General features: G+C 65.1%; 22 protein-coding genes. 15 read left to right on the top strand and 7 right to left on the bottom strand.

Annotated features, from left to right (window positions below):
- The 5 genes from Q4G50_RS05280 to Q4G50_RS05300 all read right to left on the bottom strand — a co-directional run.
- A partial coding sequence (locus tag Q4G50_RS05280; protein WP_303376604.1) for a carbohydrate ABC transporter permease occupies positions 1-553 on the bottom strand: 553 nt, incomplete at its 3' end.
- Positions 550-1,560, bottom strand: a complete 1,011-nt coding sequence (locus tag Q4G50_RS05285; RefSeq protein ID WP_303376605.1) for a carbohydrate ABC transporter permease — start codon at positions 1,558-1,560, stop codon at positions 550-552. The genes Q4G50_RS05280 and Q4G50_RS05285, both read right to left, overlap by 4 nt.
- 102 nt (positions 1,561-1,662) lie before the next feature.
- Positions 1,663-2,970, bottom strand: coding sequence for an ABC transporter substrate-binding protein (locus Q4G50_RS05290; RefSeq protein WP_303376606.1), 1,308 nt, complete (start codon positions 2,968-2,970; stop codon positions 1,663-1,665).
- A 103-nt stretch (positions 2,971-3,073) separates the two neighbouring features.
- The gene (locus Q4G50_RS05295; protein ID WP_303376607.1) at positions 3,074-4,069 is read right to left on the bottom strand and encodes an ABC transporter ATP-binding protein; all 996 of its coding nucleotides are present in this window, start codon (positions 4,067-4,069) and stop codon (positions 3,074-3,076) included.
- 544 nt (positions 4,070-4,613) lie between these two features.
- Positions 4,614-5,261 (bottom strand): TIGR03089 family protein, encoded by a 648-nt coding sequence (locus Q4G50_RS05300; RefSeq protein WP_303376608.1) that lies wholly within the window; start codon positions 5,259-5,261, stop codon positions 4,614-4,616.
- A 119-nt stretch (positions 5,262-5,380) separates the two neighbouring features.
- On the opposite strand from Q4G50_RS05300, the gene Q4G50_RS05305 reads away from it, so the two are divergent.
- From Q4G50_RS05305 to Q4G50_RS05350, 10 genes are all read left to right on the top strand, one after another.
- Positions 5,381-6,154 carry a glycosyltransferase family A protein gene (locus tag Q4G50_RS05305; RefSeq protein WP_303376609.1) on the top strand — a complete coding sequence of 258 codons (774 nt, stop codon included), beginning with the start codon at positions 5,381-5,383 and terminating at the stop codon, positions 6,152-6,154.
- Complete coding sequence (locus Q4G50_RS05310; protein ID WP_303376610.1) at positions 6,151-7,110, top strand: polyprenyl synthetase family protein; 960 nt, start codon at positions 6,151-6,153, stop codon at positions 7,108-7,110. Before Q4G50_RS05305 ends, Q4G50_RS05310 begins: the two co-directional genes overlap by 4 nt.
- Positions 7,103-7,990 carry a phytoene/squalene synthase family protein gene (locus Q4G50_RS05315; RefSeq protein ID WP_303376611.1) on the top strand — a complete coding sequence of 296 codons (888 nt, stop codon included), beginning with the start codon at positions 7,103-7,105 and terminating at the stop codon, positions 7,988-7,990. The genes Q4G50_RS05310 and Q4G50_RS05315 overlap by 8 nt, the downstream gene beginning before the upstream one ends.
- A complete protein-coding gene (gene crtI, locus Q4G50_RS05320) occupies positions 7,987-9,558 on the top strand; it encodes a phytoene desaturase family protein (protein ID WP_303376612.1) in 1,572 nt (523 codons plus the stop codon). Before Q4G50_RS05315 ends, crtI begins: the two co-directional genes overlap by 4 nt.
- Entirely contained in the window at positions 9,555-9,887 is a 333-nt protein-coding gene (locus tag Q4G50_RS05325) for a lycopene cyclase domain-containing protein (RefSeq protein ID WP_303376613.1), read from the top strand. The genes crtI and Q4G50_RS05325 overlap by 4 nt, the downstream gene beginning before the upstream one ends.
- Positions 9,884-10,174, top strand: coding sequence for a lycopene cyclase domain-containing protein (locus Q4G50_RS05330; protein WP_303376614.1), 291 nt, complete (start codon positions 9,884-9,886; stop codon positions 10,172-10,174). Before Q4G50_RS05325 ends, Q4G50_RS05330 begins: the two co-directional genes overlap by 4 nt.
- Positions 10,171-11,028, top strand: a complete 858-nt coding sequence (locus Q4G50_RS05335) for a prenyltransferase (RefSeq protein WP_303376615.1) — start codon at positions 10,171-10,173, stop codon at positions 11,026-11,028. The genes Q4G50_RS05330 and Q4G50_RS05335 overlap by 4 nt, the downstream gene beginning before the upstream one ends.
- Before the next feature lie 276 nt (positions 11,029-11,304).
- Positions 11,305-12,093 carry a hypothetical protein gene (locus Q4G50_RS05340; protein WP_303376616.1) on the top strand — a complete coding sequence of 263 codons (789 nt, stop codon included), beginning with the start codon at positions 11,305-11,307 and terminating at the stop codon, positions 12,091-12,093.
- Positions 12,094-12,196: 103 nt separating this feature from the next.
- Positions 12,197-13,108, top strand: a complete 912-nt coding sequence (locus Q4G50_RS05345) for a hypothetical protein (protein ID WP_303376617.1) — start codon at positions 12,197-12,199, stop codon at positions 13,106-13,108.
- Between the two features lie 94 nt (positions 13,109-13,202).
- Positions 13,203-13,556, top strand: a complete 354-nt coding sequence (locus Q4G50_RS05350) for a RidA family protein (protein WP_303376618.1) — start codon at positions 13,203-13,205, stop codon at positions 13,554-13,556.
- A gap of 4 nt (positions 13,557-13,560) precedes the next feature.
- Here Q4G50_RS05350 and Q4G50_RS05355 read toward each other — a convergent pair whose 3' ends face one another.
- Positions 13,561-15,174 (bottom strand): LCP family protein, encoded by a 1,614-nt coding sequence (locus tag Q4G50_RS05355; protein ID WP_303376619.1) that lies wholly within the window; start codon positions 15,172-15,174, stop codon positions 13,561-13,563.
- 73 nt (positions 15,175-15,247) lie between these two features.
- On the opposite strand from Q4G50_RS05355, the gene Q4G50_RS05360 reads away from it, so the two are divergent.
- From Q4G50_RS05360 to Q4G50_RS05370, 3 genes are all read left to right on the top strand, one after another.
- Complete coding sequence (locus Q4G50_RS05360; RefSeq protein ID WP_303376620.1) at positions 15,248-16,153, top strand: glycosyltransferase family 2 protein; 906 nt, start codon at positions 15,248-15,250, stop codon at positions 16,151-16,153.
- Positions 16,146-17,237 carry an NDP-sugar synthase gene (locus tag Q4G50_RS05365; protein ID WP_303376621.1) on the top strand — a complete coding sequence of 364 codons (1,092 nt, stop codon included), beginning with the start codon at positions 16,146-16,148 and terminating at the stop codon, positions 17,235-17,237. The genes Q4G50_RS05360 and Q4G50_RS05365 overlap by 8 nt, the downstream gene beginning before the upstream one ends.
- Positions 17,238-17,485: 248 nt before the next feature.
- Entirely contained in the window at positions 17,486-17,803 is a 318-nt protein-coding gene (locus Q4G50_RS05370) for a WhiB family transcriptional regulator (RefSeq protein ID WP_303376622.1), read from the top strand.
- 61 nt (positions 17,804-17,864) lie between these two features.
- On the opposite strand, the gene Q4G50_RS05375 is transcribed toward Q4G50_RS05370, so the two are convergent.
- Positions 17,865-18,317 carry a metallopeptidase family protein gene (locus tag Q4G50_RS05375; protein WP_303376623.1) on the bottom strand — a complete coding sequence of 151 codons (453 nt, stop codon included), beginning with the start codon at positions 18,315-18,317 and terminating at the stop codon, positions 17,865-17,867.
- Between the two features lie 81 nt (positions 18,318-18,398).
- On the opposite strand from Q4G50_RS05375, the gene Q4G50_RS05380 reads away from it, so the two are divergent.
- Entirely contained in the window at positions 18,399-18,845 is a 447-nt protein-coding gene (locus Q4G50_RS05380; RefSeq protein WP_303376624.1) for a DUF3499 domain-containing protein, read from the top strand.
- A 70-nt stretch (positions 18,846-18,915) separates the two neighbouring features.
- A complete protein-coding gene (locus Q4G50_RS05385) occupies positions 18,916-19,494 on the top strand; it encodes a hypothetical protein (RefSeq protein WP_303376625.1) in 579 nt (192 codons plus the stop codon).
- Positions 19,495-19,506: the final 12 nt, after the last annotated feature.

A 19,506-nucleotide genomic window follows, 5' to 3' on the forward strand; every position in this document is an offset into this window, starting at 1 on the left:
GGACGAGGCGGAAGGCCTGGCCGCGGGAGGCGCCGTCGACACGCGCGGCCTCCTCCAACTCCCAGGGCAGCTGCCGGAAGAAGGAGACCAGGGTGTAGATGGTCAACGGCAGTGCGAAGGAGATGTTCGGGATGATCATCGCTCGGTAGGTGCCGATCCACCCCAGGTCACCGAACAGCTGGAACAGCGGGGTGACCAGGGCGATGCCCGGGAACATGGACGCGGCGAGGATGATGCCGGTGACCACGCCCTTGCCTGGGAAGTTCAGCCGGGCCAGGGCGTAGGCGGTGAACACGCCGACCATGACCGCCAGTGAGGTCGTTGCGACGGAGATGAGCAGCGAGTTGCCGATCGCCCCGAGGAAATCATTGCCCTTATCGGTGGCCAAGGCGTCGGAGAAGTTCTCCAGGGTGACGTGCGTGGGCCACGGGGTGGTGTCGAAGGTGTAGCGCTTGTCACGCAGGGCGACGATGACCATCCAGTAGAAGGGCGCCAGGCCCCAGAACATGATGAACAGCACTCCCAGGTAGTGCCACAGCGTTGCGCGCCTCATGCCACGACCTCCTCTTCTTGCATCTTGACCTGTTTACGCTTCTTCGCCCCAGGGATCTTCCTGCCCTTGACGCCGCGTTGCCCGGAGACATCGGCTCCGAGGAAGCGGATCATGATGAACGCCACCGCGAAGATGAGCAGGAAGATGAGCGTCGATAGGGCGGAGGCGGAGTTGAAGTTGTTCTGCCGCATGTCCTCGACCACCAGCTGGGAGATAGTGGCGGTGGGGGAGTTGGAGGACGCGGAGATCATGATGACCGGCAGGTCGTACATGCGCAGCGCGTCGAGGGTGCGGAACAGCACTGCGACCATGAGCGCCGGCTTGACCAACGGCATCGTGATCTGCCAGAACTGCTGCCAGCGGGAGGCGCCGTCGACACGCGCGGCCTCGTAGACGTCCTTCGGGATCATCTGCAGCCCGGCGAGGATGAGCAGCGCCATGAAGGGGGCGGTCTTCCACACGTCGGCGATGATGACGGCGGAGCGTGCCGCCCAGGGATCGGTGGTCCACGAGATCGAGGTGTCGAACAGGGAGTTGACGATGCCTCGGTCAGCGAAGATGAACTGCCACAGCTTCGCGGTGACGGCGGTGGGGATCGCCCACGGGATGAGCACGGCGGCGCGGACGAAGCCGCGGCCGCGGAATTCCCGGTTCATCACCAGGGCCATGAACATGCCGAGGATGGTTTCCAGGGTGACGGTGACCACCGTGAAGAACAAGGTGATGCGCACCGCCGGCCAGAAGTCGGTGGCCAGCACACCCGGCGGGCAGGTGGACACGTTACCGGAGGGGGACATGCACCGATTCGACAGCCAGTAGAGGTAGTGGTCGAATCCTGCGAAACCACCCTCGACGAACAACCCTGTAGCGGGGTCGAGGGCGCGGTCCGCCTGGAAAGATAAGAAGATCGCCCGCAGAATCGGGTAGCCGATGACGATGGCCAAGACGATGAGCGCGGGGGCGATCAGCCAGGCTGCCGAACGCGCCTGACCGGCACGGGTATTCATGTGCGGCTCCTTTGAGGAAAGTGTTACTTCACACGAAACCACAAAAGACCCGCCCGAGGGGGCAGGTCTTCGTGGTGTTGCTTATCGACGCTCGCGCGAGCCCTAGTTGGAGGCCTGCTCAATCGCGGCCTTCATGTCGGCGGTCGCGTCATCGACGGACTTGCCGGCAGTCAGTGCGGCGTAGGCGTTGTCCTGCACGGCCTTGGAGATGGCGGTGTAGAACGGGGAGACCGGACGCGGTGCGGCGTTCTCCAGGGACTCCTTGAGAGCCGGCAGGTACGGGAACTGCTCGACCAGGGACTCGTCATCGTAGATGGAGGCCAGGACCGGCGGGAAGGAAGCCTCAGCGAAGGAGGTCTGGTTCTCCTCGTTGATGATGAACTTGATGAAGTCCAGTGCGGTCTGCTTGTTCTCCGAGTTGATGTTGATGCCGTTGTTGTAGCCACCCAGGGTGGAGACACCGACACCGTCCTTGCCGACCAGCGGCTGGACCTCGAAGTTGCCCGCGATCTCGGAGGTCTCATCCTCGGCGTTGGTGAACATGTACGGCCAGTTGATGGCGTACGCGGTGTCCCCGCCGACGAAGGCGAGGTTGGTCTCCTCCTCGGTGGCGGAGGTCGACGCGGAAGCGATGGTGCCGTTGTCGTAGGCATCAACCAGGGCCTGCAGGCCTTCCTTGGAGGCGTCGGAGTCGACGGTGACCTCGCCGGCGTCGTCGAGCACGGAACCGCCCCAGCCCTCCATGAAGCCGACGGTGTTGACGGTCAGGCCCTCGTACTGCTTGAGCTGCAGGGTGAGGCAGTCGCCCTCGATGTCGGCGCAGGAGGCCTCGAGCTCGGCCCAGTTGGACGGGGCCTCCGGGATGATCTCGGTGTTGCGGAACAGCAGCTGGCCGTTGGTGTTCTGCGGCAGCGCGTAGAGGGTGCCGTTGTAGGTGGCGGAGTCCACGGTGGACTGCAGCAGGTCAGAGGTGTCCACCTCGAGGGCGCCGGTCAGCGGGGCGAGCCACTGGTTGGCGGCGAAGTCGGCGGTCCAGATGACATCCAGGGCCATGACGTCGTAGTCGGAGTTGCCGGCCTGCAGGGACTGCACGAGGGTCTCGCGCTGGGCGTCGGCCTCACCGGCGAGCTCGGAGAGGGTGACCTCCTCGTCCGGGTTGGCGGCGTTCCACTTCTCAATGATCGGGGTGATCTTGTCCGTATCGTTCTTGCCCATCGCGAAGGTGATCGGGCCGCGGCCCTCCTCCGAGTCAGAGGCCGCCTCGGTGGCGGTGGTGGTGGCCGTGTCGGTGGCGGTGGCCGTGGTGGTCTCGTCGGTGTCGCCGCCGTCGGCACAGCCGGCGAGGACGACGGTGGAGACGATGGCGATGGCAGCCAGGGAACGGCCCGGGCGCTTCAATGCAATATTCATCTGTGGTTCACCTTTCGGGAGCATCGGATGTCCCTCAATGTAGTGATCCAGGTAATAACGTAGGTGTGATTTGTCCGGGATCACCCCCTGCCGGGGGTGAATCTCAGAGGCGGAGGCCGGTTTCGGGGTCGAAGCGATGCGCGCGTGCCGGATCGAAGGAGAAGGTCACGGCCTCCCCGCGTGCCGGCACCGGCTGATCACCGAGCCGCGCGACCAAGCGCACACCCTCACTCGAGGCGTAGACATAGGATTCCGAGCCCAGCTCCTCCACGAGGTCCACCGTTCCGTGCTTGCTCACCCACCCCTGCTTCTCGACGCCGACCTCCATCGCCTCCGGCCGCACCCCCAAAGTGACACCGTCACCGGGAAACAGGTTCATCGACGGGGAGCCGATGAAACCGGCGACGAACTCGTTGACGGGGGCGTCGTAAAGCTCCCGCGGCGGAGCGACCTGCTGGAGGATGCCATCCTTGAGCACCGCCACGCGATCCCCCATGGTCATGGCCTCCACCTGATCATGGGTGACATAGACGGTGGTGGTGCCCAGGCGGCGCTGCAAGGCAGCCAGCTCCGCGCGGGTCTGCACGCGCAGCTTCGCGTCGAGGTTCGACAGGGGCTCATCCATGAGGAAGACCTTCGGGTCCCGCACGATCGCCCGCCCCATGGCCACGCGCTGGCGCTGGCCACCGGAGAGATCCTTCGGCTTGCGGTCCAGGAACTCCTCCAGGCCGAGCATTTCCGCGGCGTTCTGTACCCGCTTATTGATCTCCGCCGAAGGCATCTTCGCCAACTTCAGCGCGAAACCCATGTTCTTCGCCACGCTCAGATGCGGGTACAGGGCGTAGTTCTGAAACACCATCGCGATGTCCCGGTCACCCGGCTCCACTCCGGTGACGTCCTTGCCATCGATGAGCAGGTGACCGGAGTCCACAGGCTCCAGGCCAGCCAACGCACGCAAAGTCGTCGACTTACCGCAGCCCGAGGGGCCCACCAGCACGAGAAACTCACCGTCCGCGATCTCCAGATCCAGATCCTGGACCGTCGGGCGCTCAGCGCCAGGGTAGCGGATGGACACCTTGTCAAATGTGACCGTTGCCATGTGATTGACGATAACACCGTGGGGTGAAGCAGGGCCGGAGGTGGCGAGTAAAAGCAGAGGATGGAGCGGTGCACCACATTAGCGCGTCGTGGCGTACCTTTACGCACGTACGGTGCCAAAAGCCCAGGAGAAGAGGTGGCGGGCACACGCATCGGGGTACGTCAGAACTCGGGGGGGAGCAAAAGTGAGGCCAATCGGCGATGGCAATGGCTCACTTTTGTGCCGGGTTGGCGTGCACAGTCGCCTGATGTGATGGAGATGGTCGGGCTCATGGACGCGAGTTCAGGAGTTCACCGTCGTCCTTAATACATCAGTCCCGAGGAGAAGATCCAGGATGTGTCAGTACTCCACCCGTTGTCCGGTTAAACAACACGGCAGTGCGACCAAGTGTCGCTATTCTGCTGATCGTCCCTACTTGTGGCTCGTTCTGATCCTGGTCGGAGCCGTCGTCATGTTCTAAGCGTCAGCGCCCGCAGGTGAGGCCTGTCGAGCTGCTCTGTTTGTGAGCCTGGGAGTGGCCCGGCAGCCCGCACGCAGGCAGCTACTACAGCCGCGCGGTGACCTTCTCCGCGGCGGCGATCTCCTCCAGGCGCTCGGCGTCGACCATCCCGGCGACGACGACTGCCGAGCCCCCGACCGATAGCGGCGCCAATACGGCCTCCACCAGGCCGTCTTCGGAAGTCCAGCCGGTGGACAGGACGCGCTCGGGGGCGGTGCTTGCGGGCACAACGTCGATCAGGGCCGGGGCGGGGCCGAAGAAATCATCGCCATAGAAGCGGACGGTGGGGCCGAAGTCGATGGCGCCGGCGGGAAGTTCGAGACCGGATTCGACGACGCCACGTCCGAAGGGATCGTCGGTTACTAGGACGATGTCGCGCCCCTGCCCGGCCCAGCGGTCGAATGCGGCGGGGGAGGTGAACACCACGTCGCCCTCCCCGCTGAAGCCCCAATCAACTTCGGCGGCCAGTGCCCCGAGCACGATCGCCGCGGACTGCCAGCTGACGGGCAGATCGATGATGATGCGGGAGGAGGAGTCAAGGTCGAGTTCCTCGATGAGCATGTTGCCGACCTTTGCCGCCCAGTTGTCCAGCGTGACGGCGGAGAAGTCGAGGCGGGCGCCGGTTGTTTCGTTGTAGACGGTCAGGCGCGGGGTCGAGGGGTCGGTCCGAAGCAGGTGTGCGAGAAGCTCCATGCCGTCCCATCGTAGGCAGAAGGCAGAAAACGTGTCGCATGAATACTTCGCTATACGTTGATTTCGCGTAGCGTAGTTGCCAACCCGCCGAGTTTATGGAGACAAGTAAGGTTCCTCGCGTGCCTCGATCCCGCACAATCAGCATCGTCATCCCCTGCTTGAACGATGCCTCTTTGCTGCGCCGCTGCCTGGCGTCACTAGCTGCACAGGAGACCGCACCGGATGAGGTCATCGTCGTGGACAACGGCTCCACTGATGATTCCGCCGAGGTAGCACGTCAGGCTGGCGCGATTGTCCTGGAAGAACCCCGCCGTGGAATCACATGGGCCACCCATTCCGGTTTTGATGCCGCCAGCGGCGACATTCTCGCGCGCATCGACGCTGATGTCATCGCCCCCGCCGACTACCTCACTCGCCTCCACGCCGCGTGGGACGCCGCAGAGCGATCCCCGGGCCGCCGGGTCATCGGCGTGACCGGGGTGGCGCGTTTTGAGATCCCGGGTTGGGCCGGGCATCTCGCCAGCACTGCCTACCTCACCGCCTATCGCCGCAGCGTCGGCTCGGCCTTGGGCCACTATCCGCTGTTCGGCACGAACTATTCGGTGCGCCGCGAGTGGTGGCAGAACGTTAGGGAGCGCCTGGATTCTTCCGATACCGAATCCCATGAGGACATGCAGATGTCTTTTGAGGTGCGCACGGAGGAGACCGTCTGGTTTCAGCCGGACCTCACCCTCGACATGGACGCCCGCGCACTGATGGGAACCCGCCAGATAGTCCGGCGTTTCCGCCGCGGCATGCACACCATCCTGCGTGCCTGGCGTCACCACCCACCTCATCGCCGACTCGCGGCCCGCGGGCTGCTCGGCGAGCGGGTGCAGCAGGTTCTGGCATGAACCTCGAGGACCGTGTCGCCGGCAGCATGGCGCTGCTCAATGACTACGTGGCGCACATAAGCACGCTCGCCCCGAGCAGCTCCCGCCTGCTGGAGCACGCCAACCAGGGGGTGGCTACCTTCGCGCTGGGCGGTAAGCATCTGCGGGCCCGGCTGGTGCACATCTCTGCCGGTCAGGTGACGGGCGCGCAGCTGCAGGCCGCGACGGTGTTCGGTGCGTGCGTCGACATGATCCACGGGGCGTTTCTCATCCACGACGACATCATCGACCGCGATGACACCCGCCGCGGACACCCCACCGTCCACGCCGCCGTCCGCGATGAGTTCGACAACGCGCACCTGGGCACCTCCATCGCCATCACCGCCGGTGACTTGGGGCTCAATAGTGCGATCGGAATTCTCATCAACTCCGACCTCGATGACACTCTGGTGCGTCGGGCCTTGAGCATCCTCAACTCCGCTGCGCAGCAGACCATCGTCGGGGAGATCCTCGATATCGCGCACTCGGTGGCGGATAATCCTGATCCCGAGCTCGTGCGCCTGAGCAACCACCTCAAGACCGCGGATTACAGCTTCGGGGCGCCCCTGAAACTGGGGGCACTGGCGGCGGGCCGTGACCCCGCCCCCATGGAGCCCATCGCCCGGGAGCTGGGCCGCGCATACCAGGCTGCCGACGATATCGCGGGCACGATCGGACAGTCCGTGGAGACCGGGAAGCTCGCTGGCGGCGATGTCCTTCACGGGCGTGCGACCCTCATGACGATGCGTATGGAGGCCGGTGCTGACACCGATCCCCTCCGCCTGGCAGAGGTCGCGGCCGCTGTGGTGGGGGAGGGGCAGGCCCATCTGGATGTGGCGCGAACCCTCATTGACAAGGCAGTGCTGGAACCCGGGATCAGGGATGATCTGCATGTTGTGACCGACCGGATCGAAGGGATGCTGCGTACTTATGCCTGAGTTCGATTACCTCCGCCGCTATGACCGCATGGCGGTGCGCGCGGCGCATAAGGTCATCTCCTCCTATTCCACGAGTTTTTCCCTGGCGACGGGGCTGTTGTCCCCGAGCGTGCGGCGTGACATCCGCAACCTTTACGCCATGGTGCGTATCGCCGATGAGATCGTCGACGGCACCGTCGAGGCTGCCGGTGTCAGCCACACCGAATGCGAGCAGCTGCTCGACGATTACGAGGCCGCCGTCCTCGCCGCCCCACAGCACCGCTTCCACGTTGACCCGGTGTTGCACGCCTATGCGCAGACGGCGCGGCGTTGTGATTTCGACCCCGCGCACGTGCGCGCATTCTTCTCCTCCATGCGCCGCGATCTCAATCAGTCCAGCCACGACCAGGGCAGTTTCGAGGATTACGTCTACGGTTCGGCCGAGGTCATCGGCCTGCTGTGCCTGCAGGCCTTCCTCGTGGACCACCCGGTGTCGGATGCGGAGCGCGCGCGCCTGGAGGCCGGCGCCCGCTCCCTGGGCTCGGCGTTCCAGAAGGTCAACTTCCTCCGTGACCTGCACGAGGATGCCAGCGTGCTGGGACGCAGCTATTTCCCCGGAGTCGATATCACTTCACTCACGGAGGGCGATAAGGCCCGGCTCGTCGCCGAGATCAGAAGCGAGCTTATCGACGCCCGCTCCGTCATCCCCCTCCTCCCACCGACAGCGCGCGCCGGGGTCCTGGCCGCCACCAACCTCTTCGCCGAGCTCAATGAGCGTATCGACGCCACCCCCGCCGCCGAGCTACTCACCCGGCGCATCAGCGTGCCCCGGCGGACCAAGGCCGCGATCCTGGCGAAGGCCGTGGCCCGCTCCTCCCGTATGAAAGAAGGACGTTCATGACTCGTACCGCCCTTGTCATCGGAGCCGGCGTCGCCGGTCTGGCCACCGCCGCCCTGCTGGGGCAGGAGGGGTACCAGGTGACGGTCGTCGAGAAGCTCGACACCGTCGGCGGGCGCGCCGGGGATCTCACCGTGGAGCAGTGGCCCGGTTTCCGCTGGGACACCGGCCCTTCCTGGTACCTCATGCCCGATGCCTTCGAGCATTTCTACCGGTTGTTGGGCACCTCCAGCGAAGAGCAGCTGGACCTGGTCGACCTCAGCCCCGCCTACCGGGTGTTCCCCGAGGGTGGGCAGCCCGTCGACGTGCCCAGCGGGGTCGATGAGGCCGCAGCGCTGTTCGAAGAGATCGAGCCCGGCGCGGGACAAAAGCTGCGCGATTACCTCGACAGTGCCGGGGACTCCTACCGGATTGCTCTGGAACGGTTCCTGTACACCACGTTCTCGGCGCTGAAACCCCTCGTACACCGCGATGTGCTCTCCCGCGCCGGGAGGCTCGGTCGGCTGCTGACGGGCTCGCTGGAAGACTTCGTCAATAAGCGTTTCACCGATACCCGCCTGCGTCAGATCCTCACCTATCCGGCGGTGTTCCTGTCTTCCAGGCCGGAATCGACCCCGGCGCTGTACCACCTCATGAGCCACACCGACCTGGTGCAGGGCGTGCGTTACCCGGTCGGCGGATTCACCTCTGTCGTCAACTCGCTGCACCGCCTGGCGCTGGAGCAAGGGGTGAAGATCCGGCTGAACACGGAAGTCACGGCGATCACGAGCGTCGATAAGCAGGCGACAGGGCTGCGGGTGCGCACCGCCGATGGGCAGGTGGAGGAACTGCACGCCGACATCGTCGTCTCCGGTGCGGACCTGCATCACACCGAGACCCGACTCCTGCCCGCGGAGCTGCGTACCTACCCGGAGAAGTACTTCGCCAAACGGGATCCAGGCATCGGCACGGTGCTGGTCATGCTCGGCGTGCGTGGCCGGTTGCCGCAGCTCGTCCACCACAACCTGCTGTTCAGTAGGGACTGGTCCACCGATTTCGCCGCTGTCTTCGACGGCCCGCAGGCGCAGCGCCCGCTGGATGCTTCCCAGTCGATCTATGTCTCCATGCCCTCGGCCACCGAGGAGGGTGTCGCCCCGCCGGAGCACGAGAATCTCTTCATCCTGGTACCGGTCGCCGCCGCGGAATCCCTCGGCCACGGCACTTTATTCCGCGGGTCCGGCACGCCGGCCGTCGAGGCGATTGCCGACGCCGCCGTCGCCCAGCTCGCAGACTGGGCAGGGATCCCGGATCTTATCGAGCGCATCGTCACCCGCCACACCGTCGGGCCCGCCGACTTTGCCGAGCGCTATCACGCCTGGAGTGGCGGTTCCATCGGCCCGGCGCACACGCTGCGACAGTCCGCCTTCTTTCGCGGCCGCAACGTCTCCGGCAAGGTGAAAGGTCTCTATTACGCCGGTGCGACCACGGTGCCGGGGGTGGGCGTGCCCATGTGCCTGATCTCCGCGGAGAACGTCATCAAACGTCTGCGCAGGGATGACAGCCCCGGCGCCCTGCCGGAGGTGGGTGCGTGAGTTTCGCATACTTGAGCATCCTGCTGGTCACCCTGGGCTGCATGGTCCTGTGTGATTGGCGCTGGAACCTCGCGTTCTTCCACGACGCCCGCCGCGCCAGCATCCTCAGCGCCGTCGTGGTGGGGGCCTTCCTCGTGTGGGACGCCCTGGGGATTGTCACCGGATCCTTCTACCGGGGTGCCTCCGACTACATGACGGGCATCGAGTTGGCCCCAGAAATGCCCATCGAGGAGCCGATCTTCCTGTTCTTCCTCACCTATCTCACCATCAACCTCACGTCCGCAGCGCGGATGCTTCTCGACGCCCGCGTCAGGCAGGTGAGCCCATGACCTACCTGCTTATCAGTGTTCCCTTCCTGGTGGTGGGGTTGGTGGTGGCCTGGTGGCGTCGTAAAGCGGCACCCCGCCAACTGGCGGTGACTGCCCTGGTCATGGCCGTGCTGCTGGTGCTCACCGCGATCTTCGACAACGTCATGATCTGGGCAGAGCTCGTCGGCTACGGCGAGGAGCAACGCCTGGGCCTCCAGCTGGGACTGGTGCCCGTGGAGGACTTCTTCTACCCCGTGTTCGCCGCGCTGGTCATCCCCGCGCTGTGGCTGGGGAAGGGACGACGATGAGAACCCTGCGCGGTGTTCTCGCTGCCTCCCGCCCCATCAGTTGGGTGAACACAGCCTTCCCCTTCGGCCTGGCCTACCTGCTGGTGGGAGGTGACCTCGACTGGCTGTTCTGGGTCGGTGTCGTCTTTTTCCTCATCCCGTACAACATCGCCATGTACGGCATCAACGACGTCTTCGACTACGAGTCCGACATCCGCAACCCCCGCAAGGGCGGCGTCGAGGGAGCGGTGCTCCCGAAGTCCATGCACGCGCCCCTGCTGTGGGCCTCGGTGTTGAGCACACTGCCTTTCCTGGTGGTCATGTACGCCGCCGGTACCTGGCAGTCGGCGTTGTGGCTGACGATGTCGGTGGCCGCTGTCGTGGCGTATTCCGCCCCGCCGATGCGTTTCAAGGAACGCCCGGTGCTGGACTCGGTGACCTCCTCGGCGCACTTCGTCACGCCCGCCATCGTCGGCGCCACCATCCGGGTGGGTGAACTGCCCGGCTTTTTCTGGGTGGCCGTCGGCGCTTTTTTCCTGTGGGGCATGGCCAGCCACGCGCTCGGCGCGGTCCAGGACGTCAAGGCGGACCGGGAGGGTGAGCTGTCGTCGATAGCCACCGCCTTCGGCGCCCGCGCAGTGACGCGACTGGCGGCTGGTGCTTACCTGGTGGCTGCGCTGCTGCTGTTCCTGCTGTCCGCCCCGGGATGGATCGTCGGAGTCGCCGGCCTGGGATATGTGGCCAACACCCTGCGCTTCTGGAACATCACCGACGAGACCTGCGAGGACGTCAACCGCGCCTGGCGGGTGTTTCTCTGGCTGAACTACCTGGTCGGCGCAATCGTGACGATATCCCTGGCGACGGTGTATCTGTAGGCGGGGCGAGCGGATTGGGGAACAGTTGCTCGATAAGGCAACCGGCCGTGTCAGCACTGCAACCTATTCTGAGGGGGTAGGAGAAAGGACAGTGTTCATGAATAAGAACTCGCTAAAAAGGGCGTTGTAGCTCTTGTCACCGCTCTCGCGCTGGTGTCGTGCGCAGATGAGGGGGACACGGGCATCGATGATCCTGCTACCGCGGAATCCACGGTTTCCCCGACGGCCGAACAACAGGGGTATCCCGGTATCGGCGAGGCGGTGGAGGCCCCAGGGGTGACATTGACGGTTCTCAGGGTCACCGAGGCGCAGGAACGTCCCGTTCTGGAAAGAAACCGACGGGCTGACGTTGCGGCGACCGAGACTGCGGTTCCGGACAGCGGTGGAAAATTCGTCGTCATAGAGACCCAGGTGGAGAACACTGGTTCAGAAGCGTGGGATCTGACCTGTGGTTTTGCAGTGCAGGCCAACGTTTTCGACGAGCGCGAGCGTGAGTTCGAGCCGGTCGACGAGCTGTTCCGCATTCCGGGAAACCCCGAATGCAACGACAACACCAACCCCGGGTTCGCGAAGGACATGACGTGGGTTTTCATGTTGCCCGCTGATGCTGAGCCTATGCTCCTCGGATTCGCGGATCCCTCCACCCACTACGATGACCACACATTCATCGATCTCACCTTGACCTCTGGGGACCAGACCGAACCCACCACGACCGAGCGTATTGCCGACCCCACGACACCCGCGGCTCCAGCCGAGGAGCCGCAGGAAATCAGGCCGGTCCCTCAGTCAGAACCCGCGCCCGCACCTGCGCCCGCTTCAGCCCCCGCCAATGGAGCCCCGTGCTCGGCGGCACAGGCACTGCAGCCTGTGGTGAGTGCGAGCGGCGAAAATCTGGTGTGCGTCGGAATGGGCAATGGCTTGTACACGTGGGTATTGGGGCCACCTGCCCAGGGGGCTGGTACTGCCTCCCCCGGTGGTGCCTGCGTCGACGGTGAACACGGCGGACAGGATTCCCAGGGGCGCATGATGATGTGTATCAACGGCGAATGGATATATGGGCCCTAAGGTAGGAATCGGCGCCGCCCTCCCGGGAACCTTTCCCCCGTTTTCCGAGTCTAAGTATGGTGACCCCGCGCAGTCGGCGCGGGCGAGCCTACAGGGGGAAATCTTGTCCGTTATTACCGCCGATCGTCTCACCCGTATCCACAATGAGTGCCTCGCGCGCCTCGCCGAGCTCTATCCGAATGCGCGTTTCCTCGACGACACCGAGATCATTCTCGACGCCGCCGCCGGCGCCCAGGCCAGTATTCACAAACTGCTCTCCATGCTCGAGCGCAACGACGAGGAGCTCGAGGGGGAGATCCTCGACCACTTCTGGGGCTCCCTCCTCACTCCCATCGCGGAGGCGAGAAACGGCCCGGGGAGTCGTCTTCCACTGGACCGTCGTCGTGTGCTTTCGACGGTGACCAAGGTGGTCCACCGGATCGATACACTCCCCGATTTCCTGGACGGGTTCCCCTTCACCGACGACCTCGTGTTCACGTATGTGTTGCGGGAGAATGAGACCAATCAGATGGTCCCGCTGTCGCACCTCACGGAGATCGTTGACCTGGAGATCCTCGATGCCGCGGCCAACGCCAAGATCAAGGCGTATTCGCGGGGTCTCGACATTGTCCGCGAGATGGGCGGGGTCATTGTCCATGGTTTCCGGCAGACTCCGTCGATTGCTTTGCTTATCGACGACTGCCGCAGGAACCTCAAACTCAATAAGTGTGAGCACGGCTATTTCGTATCCATGCCCACCCGAAAGCACGTGGTGATTGTCCCGGCGACCCACGCGTCGATGATCCTGGCGATGGTCGAGATGACCGCCGGCACGTTCCAGAACGCCGAGGAACCGCTCGTCCCCTGGATCTACCACGTCAAAGACGGGCATTTCCACGAGCTCGTAGGCTACGAGGGCTTCGTCCTCAACGATGACCTCCTGGCGCTGCACGGCCCCGTCGAGGACTGGGAGGTGGTGGAGGGGTACTGGGGCAACTTCTACGCCGATGACCTCGAGGAGGCCGCCGCGCGGTAGTCCCTTTTCAGGGGTGGTTTCCGTAAACCGTGGCGGAGGTCACGTTAAGGGGACATCATGGGATGCACCCGCCCTGACCTGAAAGGAACCCGCTATGGAGCCGACCCCTGACCACCCCTACTCGATGGCCAAGCGCGCCGGCGATTTCATCTTCGTCTCCGGGGCCTTGTCCGTGGATGAGAACTACCAGCCGGTGGAGGGTAGAAAAGAGGCTCTCGACGCCGCGCTTGCCCGCATGACCGAGCGCCTGGCCACCGCCGGTGGCGAGCTTAAAGACCTGGTGAAGCTGACCTACTTCGTCACCGACATCACCCTGCGCGAGGATGCCAACGAGCAGTTCGCGGAGCACTTCGCTAAGGCCCGTCCGGCGCGCACCTTCCTCGAGGCCTCGCGTCTGCCTTATGGCGCCAGCGTGGAGATCGACGCCATCGCGTACGTGGGGGACTAGCCCTCTAGTTCACACACCGCGGGCCGTCGCCGCCGGCGTCGATCTCGGGGGAGACCTCGGCTTCGCCGAAATCAGAGCCCGGGGTACCCACGGTCTCGGTCTCGCCGGCGCCGACGCCCGCGCCGGTGGAGGGACCGACGGAGGAGTCACCGACGAGGGAGGCGTCGCCCAGGGGGCCGGTCCAGTCGTCGTGGGTGACCACGATGAGGGTGTCGGAGTCCAGGCCGGCGTTCTCGGTGACCTCGAGGCCGCCGAGGGCATCGGCCAGCGCGCGGGCATCCGGATCGTTGGCATCGGCGGCGACGACCTGGGAGACGGTGTAGATGCCGGGCAGTGCGTTGGTGACCTCGACGACGTCGAAGCCCTCCTCGCTGAGCCAGCCGCCGACGTTGCCGGCCAGGCCGGTGGTCACCCCGGCGTTGAGGACGTGGATGTCCTTGCCCGCCAGCTGGGCCTCCGCCGCGGGGGCGGGGGCGGGGTCATCCTCGGAGCCTTCCAGCGGGCCGAGGAGATCATCCATGAAGGCGTGGACGGTGGGGATATCGACGGTGACGATGGATTCGCCATAATCGCCGACACCGTCGATGGAGGTCACCGGGATGGTGTTGAACACGACGTTGCCGCCCGCCAGGTTGGCCAGCTGGGTGGCGAAGGACATGATGTCCCAGTTGTCGTCGATGACCACGGAACGCTCGACGGCGGTGCCCATGTCGGAGAGCTTGGTGGGGTTGGTCAGGGTACCGGCGGCCAGCACCTTGTTCACCAGGGAGGCCATGTAGGCCTGCTGGCGGACGATGCGGTCCAGGTCGCCGCGGGGCAGGCCGTGGCGTTGGCGGACGAAGGCGAGGGCCTGCGCGCCATCCAGGGTCTGGGTGCCGGCGTGGAAGTCCGCGCCGGAGAACTCGTCCTGCACGTCCTCGTTGAGACAGACCTCGACGCCGCCGACGGCGTCGGTAAGCAGCACGAAGCCGAACAATCCGATCTCGGCATAGTGGTCGACCTCCACGCCAGTGAGATCGGACACCGCCCCGATCAGGCCCTGGCGGCCGGACTCGGTGGCGGCCTGCTCGATCTCCCGCTCGCTGGCGTTTCCGGTGGTGCCCAGCTCCTGGCGTTTGGCGATCTTATGGGCGGCGAAGACACCGTTGATCTTCATGTTGCCGAAGTCTTCATCGGCAACATAGGTATCGCGCGGGATGGAGATCGCGGTGGCGGAGGATCCGTCATTGGGCACGCGGATGACCATGAGGGTGTCGGTGTTCTCCTCGCCGTCATCGACGCCGGCGCGCAGGCGCTCAAGTTCCTCGTCGGAGAGGGGATTGCCCTGGGCGTCGGTACGCGAATCCGAGCCGACCAGCAGGATGTCCGTCGCCCCGTCCTGCGCCTGCCCCTTGAGCCCCTGGCCACCACCGAGCGCCAGGTTGCCGGCGGAGGCGACATCGGAGCCGAGGCGGCCCACGGCGAAGTAGCCCAATCCGGAGAGCAGCACCGTCAAAATGGCCAGGATCGCCAGGATCGCCTTGATGGGGGCGGGCCCGTACTGGCGCGTCGCCGACGCGGCCCCCGCAGTGCTGGGGGCGGCCTGGATGTCGCGGACGCGGCGGTACTTGTCACTCACGGGGGTTAAGTCTAGGACATCGGGAGTGGCGTAGCGGCCCCGCGGCAACCATTCCCACTATGCTCAACGCATTGTGACCACCTCGCAGCCACCTATCGCCGTTATCACGGTGACCTTTTCGCCGGGCCGACACCTTCAGGCGTTCCTCGACAGCCTGCCCGCAGCCACCACCCGCAACGTGCATGTCGTGCTGGCTGACAACGGATCGAAAGATGGGGTGCCGGAGGAAGCGGCGTCGAGAAGCGACAACGTCGAGTACCTGCCCACCGGGGGCAACCTGGGGTACGGGACCGGCATGAATGTCGGGGCCCGCCACCTGCGGCCCGCCCGCGATGCGGGGGACATTAGCGCCGACTATCTGCTGCTGAGCAACCCTGACGTGGTGTTCGAGGACGGAGCGATCGATGCGCTGATCGACTGCCTCGACAGGCACCCGCAGGCAGGTGCGGTCGGGCCGCAGATCATCGAACCGGACGGCACAATCTACCCCAGCGCCCGTGCCGTGCCTACCCTGCGCAACGGCATCGGACACGCACTGTTCGGGCAGATCTGGCCCGGTAACCCGTGGACGCGCGCGTACCAGGACAACGCCGACATGAGCGCTGAGCGGGAGGCGGGCTGGCTGTCCGGATCCTGCCTGCTCGTGCGGTGGGATGCTTTCGATGCGGTCGGCGGTTTCGACGAGCGCTACTTCATGTACATGGAGGATGTGGATCTCGGCGACCGGCTGGCGCGCGCCGGCTACACCAACGTCTACTGCCCGGCGGCGAAGATCACGCACGCCAAGGGGCATGTCGCGGGACAGCACTCGGAAACCATGCTGCCCGCGCACCACGAGTCGGCCTATCGTTTCCAGGCCGATCGCCTGCCACACTGGTGGCAGGCACCCCTGCGGGGACTGATCCGGGTAGGACTGCAGGCGCGCAGCTCCATCGCCGTCACCCGGGCCCGCGCCGACAGAAAGGACTCGCATGTCTGATTTCCTTGTTGATCCCTCGCGTACCGATGCCGTCATCCTCGTCGGTGGCCGCGGCACCCGCCTGCGCCCGCTGACCGTCAACACGCCGAAGCCGATGCTGCCGACGGCGGGGTACCCCTTCCTGCAGCACCTGCTCGCCCGCATCAAGGCCGCCGGCATCACGCATGTCGTGTTGGGGACCTCCTACAAGGCGGAGGTCTTCGAGGAGTACTTCGGCGACGGCTCCGAGATGGGCCTGGACATCGAGTACGTCGTGGAGGAGGAGGCCCTGGGCACCGGCGGCGGTATCCGCAACGTCTACGACAAGCTGCGCAACGACACCGTCATGGTGTTCAACGGCGACGTCCTCGGTGGGACCGACCTGCGCGCGATCCTGAATACGCACGCCGAGAAGGAAGCAGACGTGACGATGCACCTCGTGCGCGTGCCCGACCCGCGTGCCTTCGGCTGCGTGCCCACCTCCGGCGATGGCCGGGTGCTGGAGTTCCTGGAGAAGACCGAGGATCCGCCGACCGATCAGATCAACGCTGGCTGCTACGTCTTCCGCCGCGAGATCATCGAGGAGATCCCGGCGGGGCGCGTCGTCTCCGTCGAGCGCGAGACCTTCCCCAAGCTGCTTGCCGACGGCCGCCGTGTCTTCGGCCACGTCGATTACGCCTACTGGCGCGACATGGGCCGCCCCGACGATTTCGTCCGCGGCTCCTCCGACCTGGTGCGCGGCATCGCGCATTCCCCTTTGCTGGAAGGACGTACCGGGGAGGCGCTTGTTGACGACACCGCCGGAGTCGCCGCCGGCACGATCCTGGTCGGCGGCACGTGGGTGGGGCGTGGTTCTGAGATCGGGGCGGGTTGCCGCCTCGACGACACCGTGGTTTTCGATGGCGTGACCATTGAACCGGGCGCGGTGATCCGCGATTCCATCATCGCGTCCGGCGCCCGAATCGGTGCCAACGCGCGGATCACCGGATGTGTCATCGGTGAGGGCGCGCAGATCGGTGCGCGCTGCGAATTGGAGGGCGGAATGCGCGTCTGGCCAGGTGTGATCATTCCGGACAATGGAGTGCGTTTCTCCTCTGACGCGTGACGACACGCCGGGAAACCTGTCAGTAGTTGTCAGGAATCCGCACCTCCACAATATGTAGTACCCCCGCCTTCTCCCCCCGGGCGGGAAGAGGTGTGGTTGGTGTTACTGGTGTGATTAGCGGCCTGCGAGAACGTGTTTCTGGTTCATATTCCCCCCTTTTTCGGTTGACGACATTTAGTGATCGCGTGTGTAATCACATCAGTGTAAGAAACACCACAACCAACCACCGACCGGAGAAGGGGGACACCGTGGAAGACATGGCTAACGGCGCCGTTCTCCGAGGAGGAGTGGCCAGCATGGACGGATCGGCTGCGAACATGAGCCTCGATGAACTGTTCGGCGCTGTCGAGCAGGAATGGCAGGACCAGGCGCTGTGCGCCCAGACCGACCCGGAAGCATTCTTCCCCGAGAAGGGCGGATCCACCCGGGAAGCCAAGCGCATCTGCCAGGCCTGCGCGGTCCGCGATGACTGTCTCGAGTACGCACTCGAACACGACGAGCGTTTCGGTATCTGGGGCGGGCTCTCCGACCGTGAGCGCCGCCGCCTGAAGAAGCAGATCGGCTGATACTGACCGATACCAGCGACCCTGCGGGGTCGCTTTCGTGATTCCGGGGTCAGTGTGCCACTTAGAACTGGAAATCCGGGTCGATGTCCCGCGGATCCAGATTGAGGTACTGGGCCACCAGTGCGGTGAGGATTCCCGTCAGCAGATCCTCGCGCTCCTGCGGGGAGGCGCTGCGCTGCTCAATGGGCATGCGGAACACCACGAGGCGGGCCCGGGTGGGACGCCCCTGCGCGTCAATGCCCGCAGGGATGACGCGCCCCAAGGGGACCGGGCCATCGGCGACGATTTCGTCGGGCAGGATGCTGTCGGCGCGCAGTCGCATGCGCGGCACGGTGTCCACGGCGATGTCGAGCTGCGCGAGTTGCTCCGGATAGGAGTGCTGGATCGGGGCATAGGCTTCCAGGACGGCGACGTCGAAGGATTCCGCGCGGGTGCGGTGGCGCGGGATCTCCATGGGTAATAACGGGCCGCGCAGCCCCCGGCCGCGGCGGTCGCGGAACGTCCTGGTGTGCATGGGATCAGCTTAGGCAGTGTGCCCCTCGGGAAGGTGGCGGCGCGCAGGGCTACCGGATTCTCAAGCAAGGGTTTAGACTTGGTGCCCGTGAGCCAGTTCCGACGTTGTTCCCGCCCGGGCTGCGGCAAGCCTGCCGTGGCCACCATGACCTACGCGTACGCCGAATCCACGGCCGTGGTGGGCCCGCTGGCACCTGCCGCCGAGCCGCACAGCTGGGATCTGTGCGACTATCATGCGGAGAAGATCACCGCCCCCCTGGGCTGGGAGATGCTGCGCGTCAATCACATCGACATCGATGACGACGAAGACCTCACGGCACTGGCCGAGGCTGTCCGGGAGGCGGGGCGGGTCACCAGCGGCCTCGTCGAGTCCGCGGGCCCGGAACTGCACCCGGCTGATCCCTCCGACCCGGAAACCTCACCGCATCCGGTGCACCGCGCCCGGCGGGTGTATGACGAGAAACAGCGCCGCCGCGCTCATCTGCGTGTCATCTCCACTGAGGATCCTGATAGTTCTCCCACCCCTTAAAGTGGGTTCTTAAGAGTATTTAGTTTCCGCCGCTTCCCATACCCCGGGAACTGGGATATTCTCAGTAGCCATGGGGCATACCACGCGTATTGCTGCCATTCTGGCGACCTCCGCCCTGCTCGCCGTAACCTTCGCTGCCCCCGGAGTCGCACAGGATGACACCGATAGTCTGGTCGCTGATCTGGCCGAGGTCACCGCGTCCCTGGACGAGGTGGCTGCCGCGCTCGACGCGATTGACACCGGAGAAACGCGTGACTCCGCCACGGCGCAGGACACCCCGCGCTCGGCCGGCTTTGAGGCGCTGCGAGCAGAGCTGGATGAGGAACTCGCGCGCATCCACCCCGAGTCGCAGATGCGCGCGGACATGCAGAATGTCGCGGACTTCGAGATCGACTCGATCGACGAGGGCCTGATCACTCCGATCAACGCCGCGCAATGCGCCACTGAGCTCCAGCAGACCGAGTACACCGCGGTGGGCAACGGGGAAGGCGTGCACATCCTGGCGATGTGCGGACCCGTCGCACAACCGCAGGAGCAGCTCGAGTGGCTCGGCTCCTGGCCGACCAATCCCGAGATGACCTACCGCACCACCACCGCCCATGATGAGCGGGACGGTGCCATCTACACGATCGTCGTCTGGTCCCACTAAGACACATCCGGG

The organism is Corynebacterium sp., assembly GCF_030538285.1.
Taxonomy (GTDB): Bacteria; Actinomycetota; Actinomycetes; order Mycobacteriales; family Mycobacteriaceae; genus Corynebacterium.

What these genes read in the sequence shown, in the direction of transcription:
- Q4G50_RS05290 (WP_303376606.1), bottom strand. Translation starts at nt 2,970, where the DNA reads ATGAATATTGCATTGAAGCGCCCGGGCCGTTCCCTGGCTGCCATCGCC.
- Q4G50_RS05335 (WP_303376615.1), top strand. Translation starts at nt 10,171, where the DNA reads ATGAGAACCCTGCGCGGTGTTCTCGCTGCCTCCCGCCCCATCAGTTGG.
- Q4G50_RS05350 (WP_303376618.1), top strand. Translation starts at nt 13,203, where the DNA reads ATGGAGCCGACCCCTGACCACCCCTACTCGATGGCCAAGCGCGCCGGC.
- Q4G50_RS05295 (WP_303376607.1), bottom strand. Translation starts at nt 4,069, where the DNA reads ATGGCAACGGTCACATTTGACAAGGTGTCCATCCGCTACCCTGGCGCT.
- Q4G50_RS05375 (WP_303376623.1), bottom strand. Translation starts at nt 18,317, where the DNA reads ATGCACACCAGGACGTTCCGCGACCGCCGCGGCCGGGGGCTGCGCGGC.
- Q4G50_RS05385 (WP_303376625.1), top strand. Translation starts at nt 18,916, where the DNA reads ATGGGGCATACCACGCGTATTGCTGCCATTCTGGCGACCTCCGCCCTG.
- Q4G50_RS05285 (WP_303376605.1), bottom strand. Translation starts at nt 1,560, where the DNA reads ATGAATACCCGTGCCGGTCAGGCGCGTTCGGCAGCCTGGCTGATCGCC.
- Q4G50_RS05300 (WP_303376608.1), bottom strand. Translation starts at nt 5,261, where the DNA reads ATGGAGCTTCTCGCACACCTGCTTCGGACCGACCCCTCGACCCCGCGC.
- Q4G50_RS05310 (WP_303376610.1), top strand. Translation starts at nt 6,151, where the DNA reads ATGAACCTCGAGGACCGTGTCGCCGGCAGCATGGCGCTGCTCAATGAC.
- crtI (WP_303376612.1), top strand. Translation starts at nt 7,987, where the DNA reads ATGACTCGTACCGCCCTTGTCATCGGAGCCGGCGTCGCCGGTCTGGCC.
- Q4G50_RS05365 (WP_303376621.1), top strand. Translation starts at nt 16,146, where the DNA reads ATGTCTGATTTCCTTGTTGATCCCTCGCGTACCGATGCCGTCATCCTC.
- Q4G50_RS05330 (WP_303376614.1), top strand. Translation starts at nt 9,884, where the DNA reads ATGACCTACCTGCTTATCAGTGTTCCCTTCCTGGTGGTGGGGTTGGTG.
- Q4G50_RS05315 (WP_303376611.1), top strand. Translation starts at nt 7,103, where the DNA reads ATGCCTGAGTTCGATTACCTCCGCCGCTATGACCGCATGGCGGTGCGC.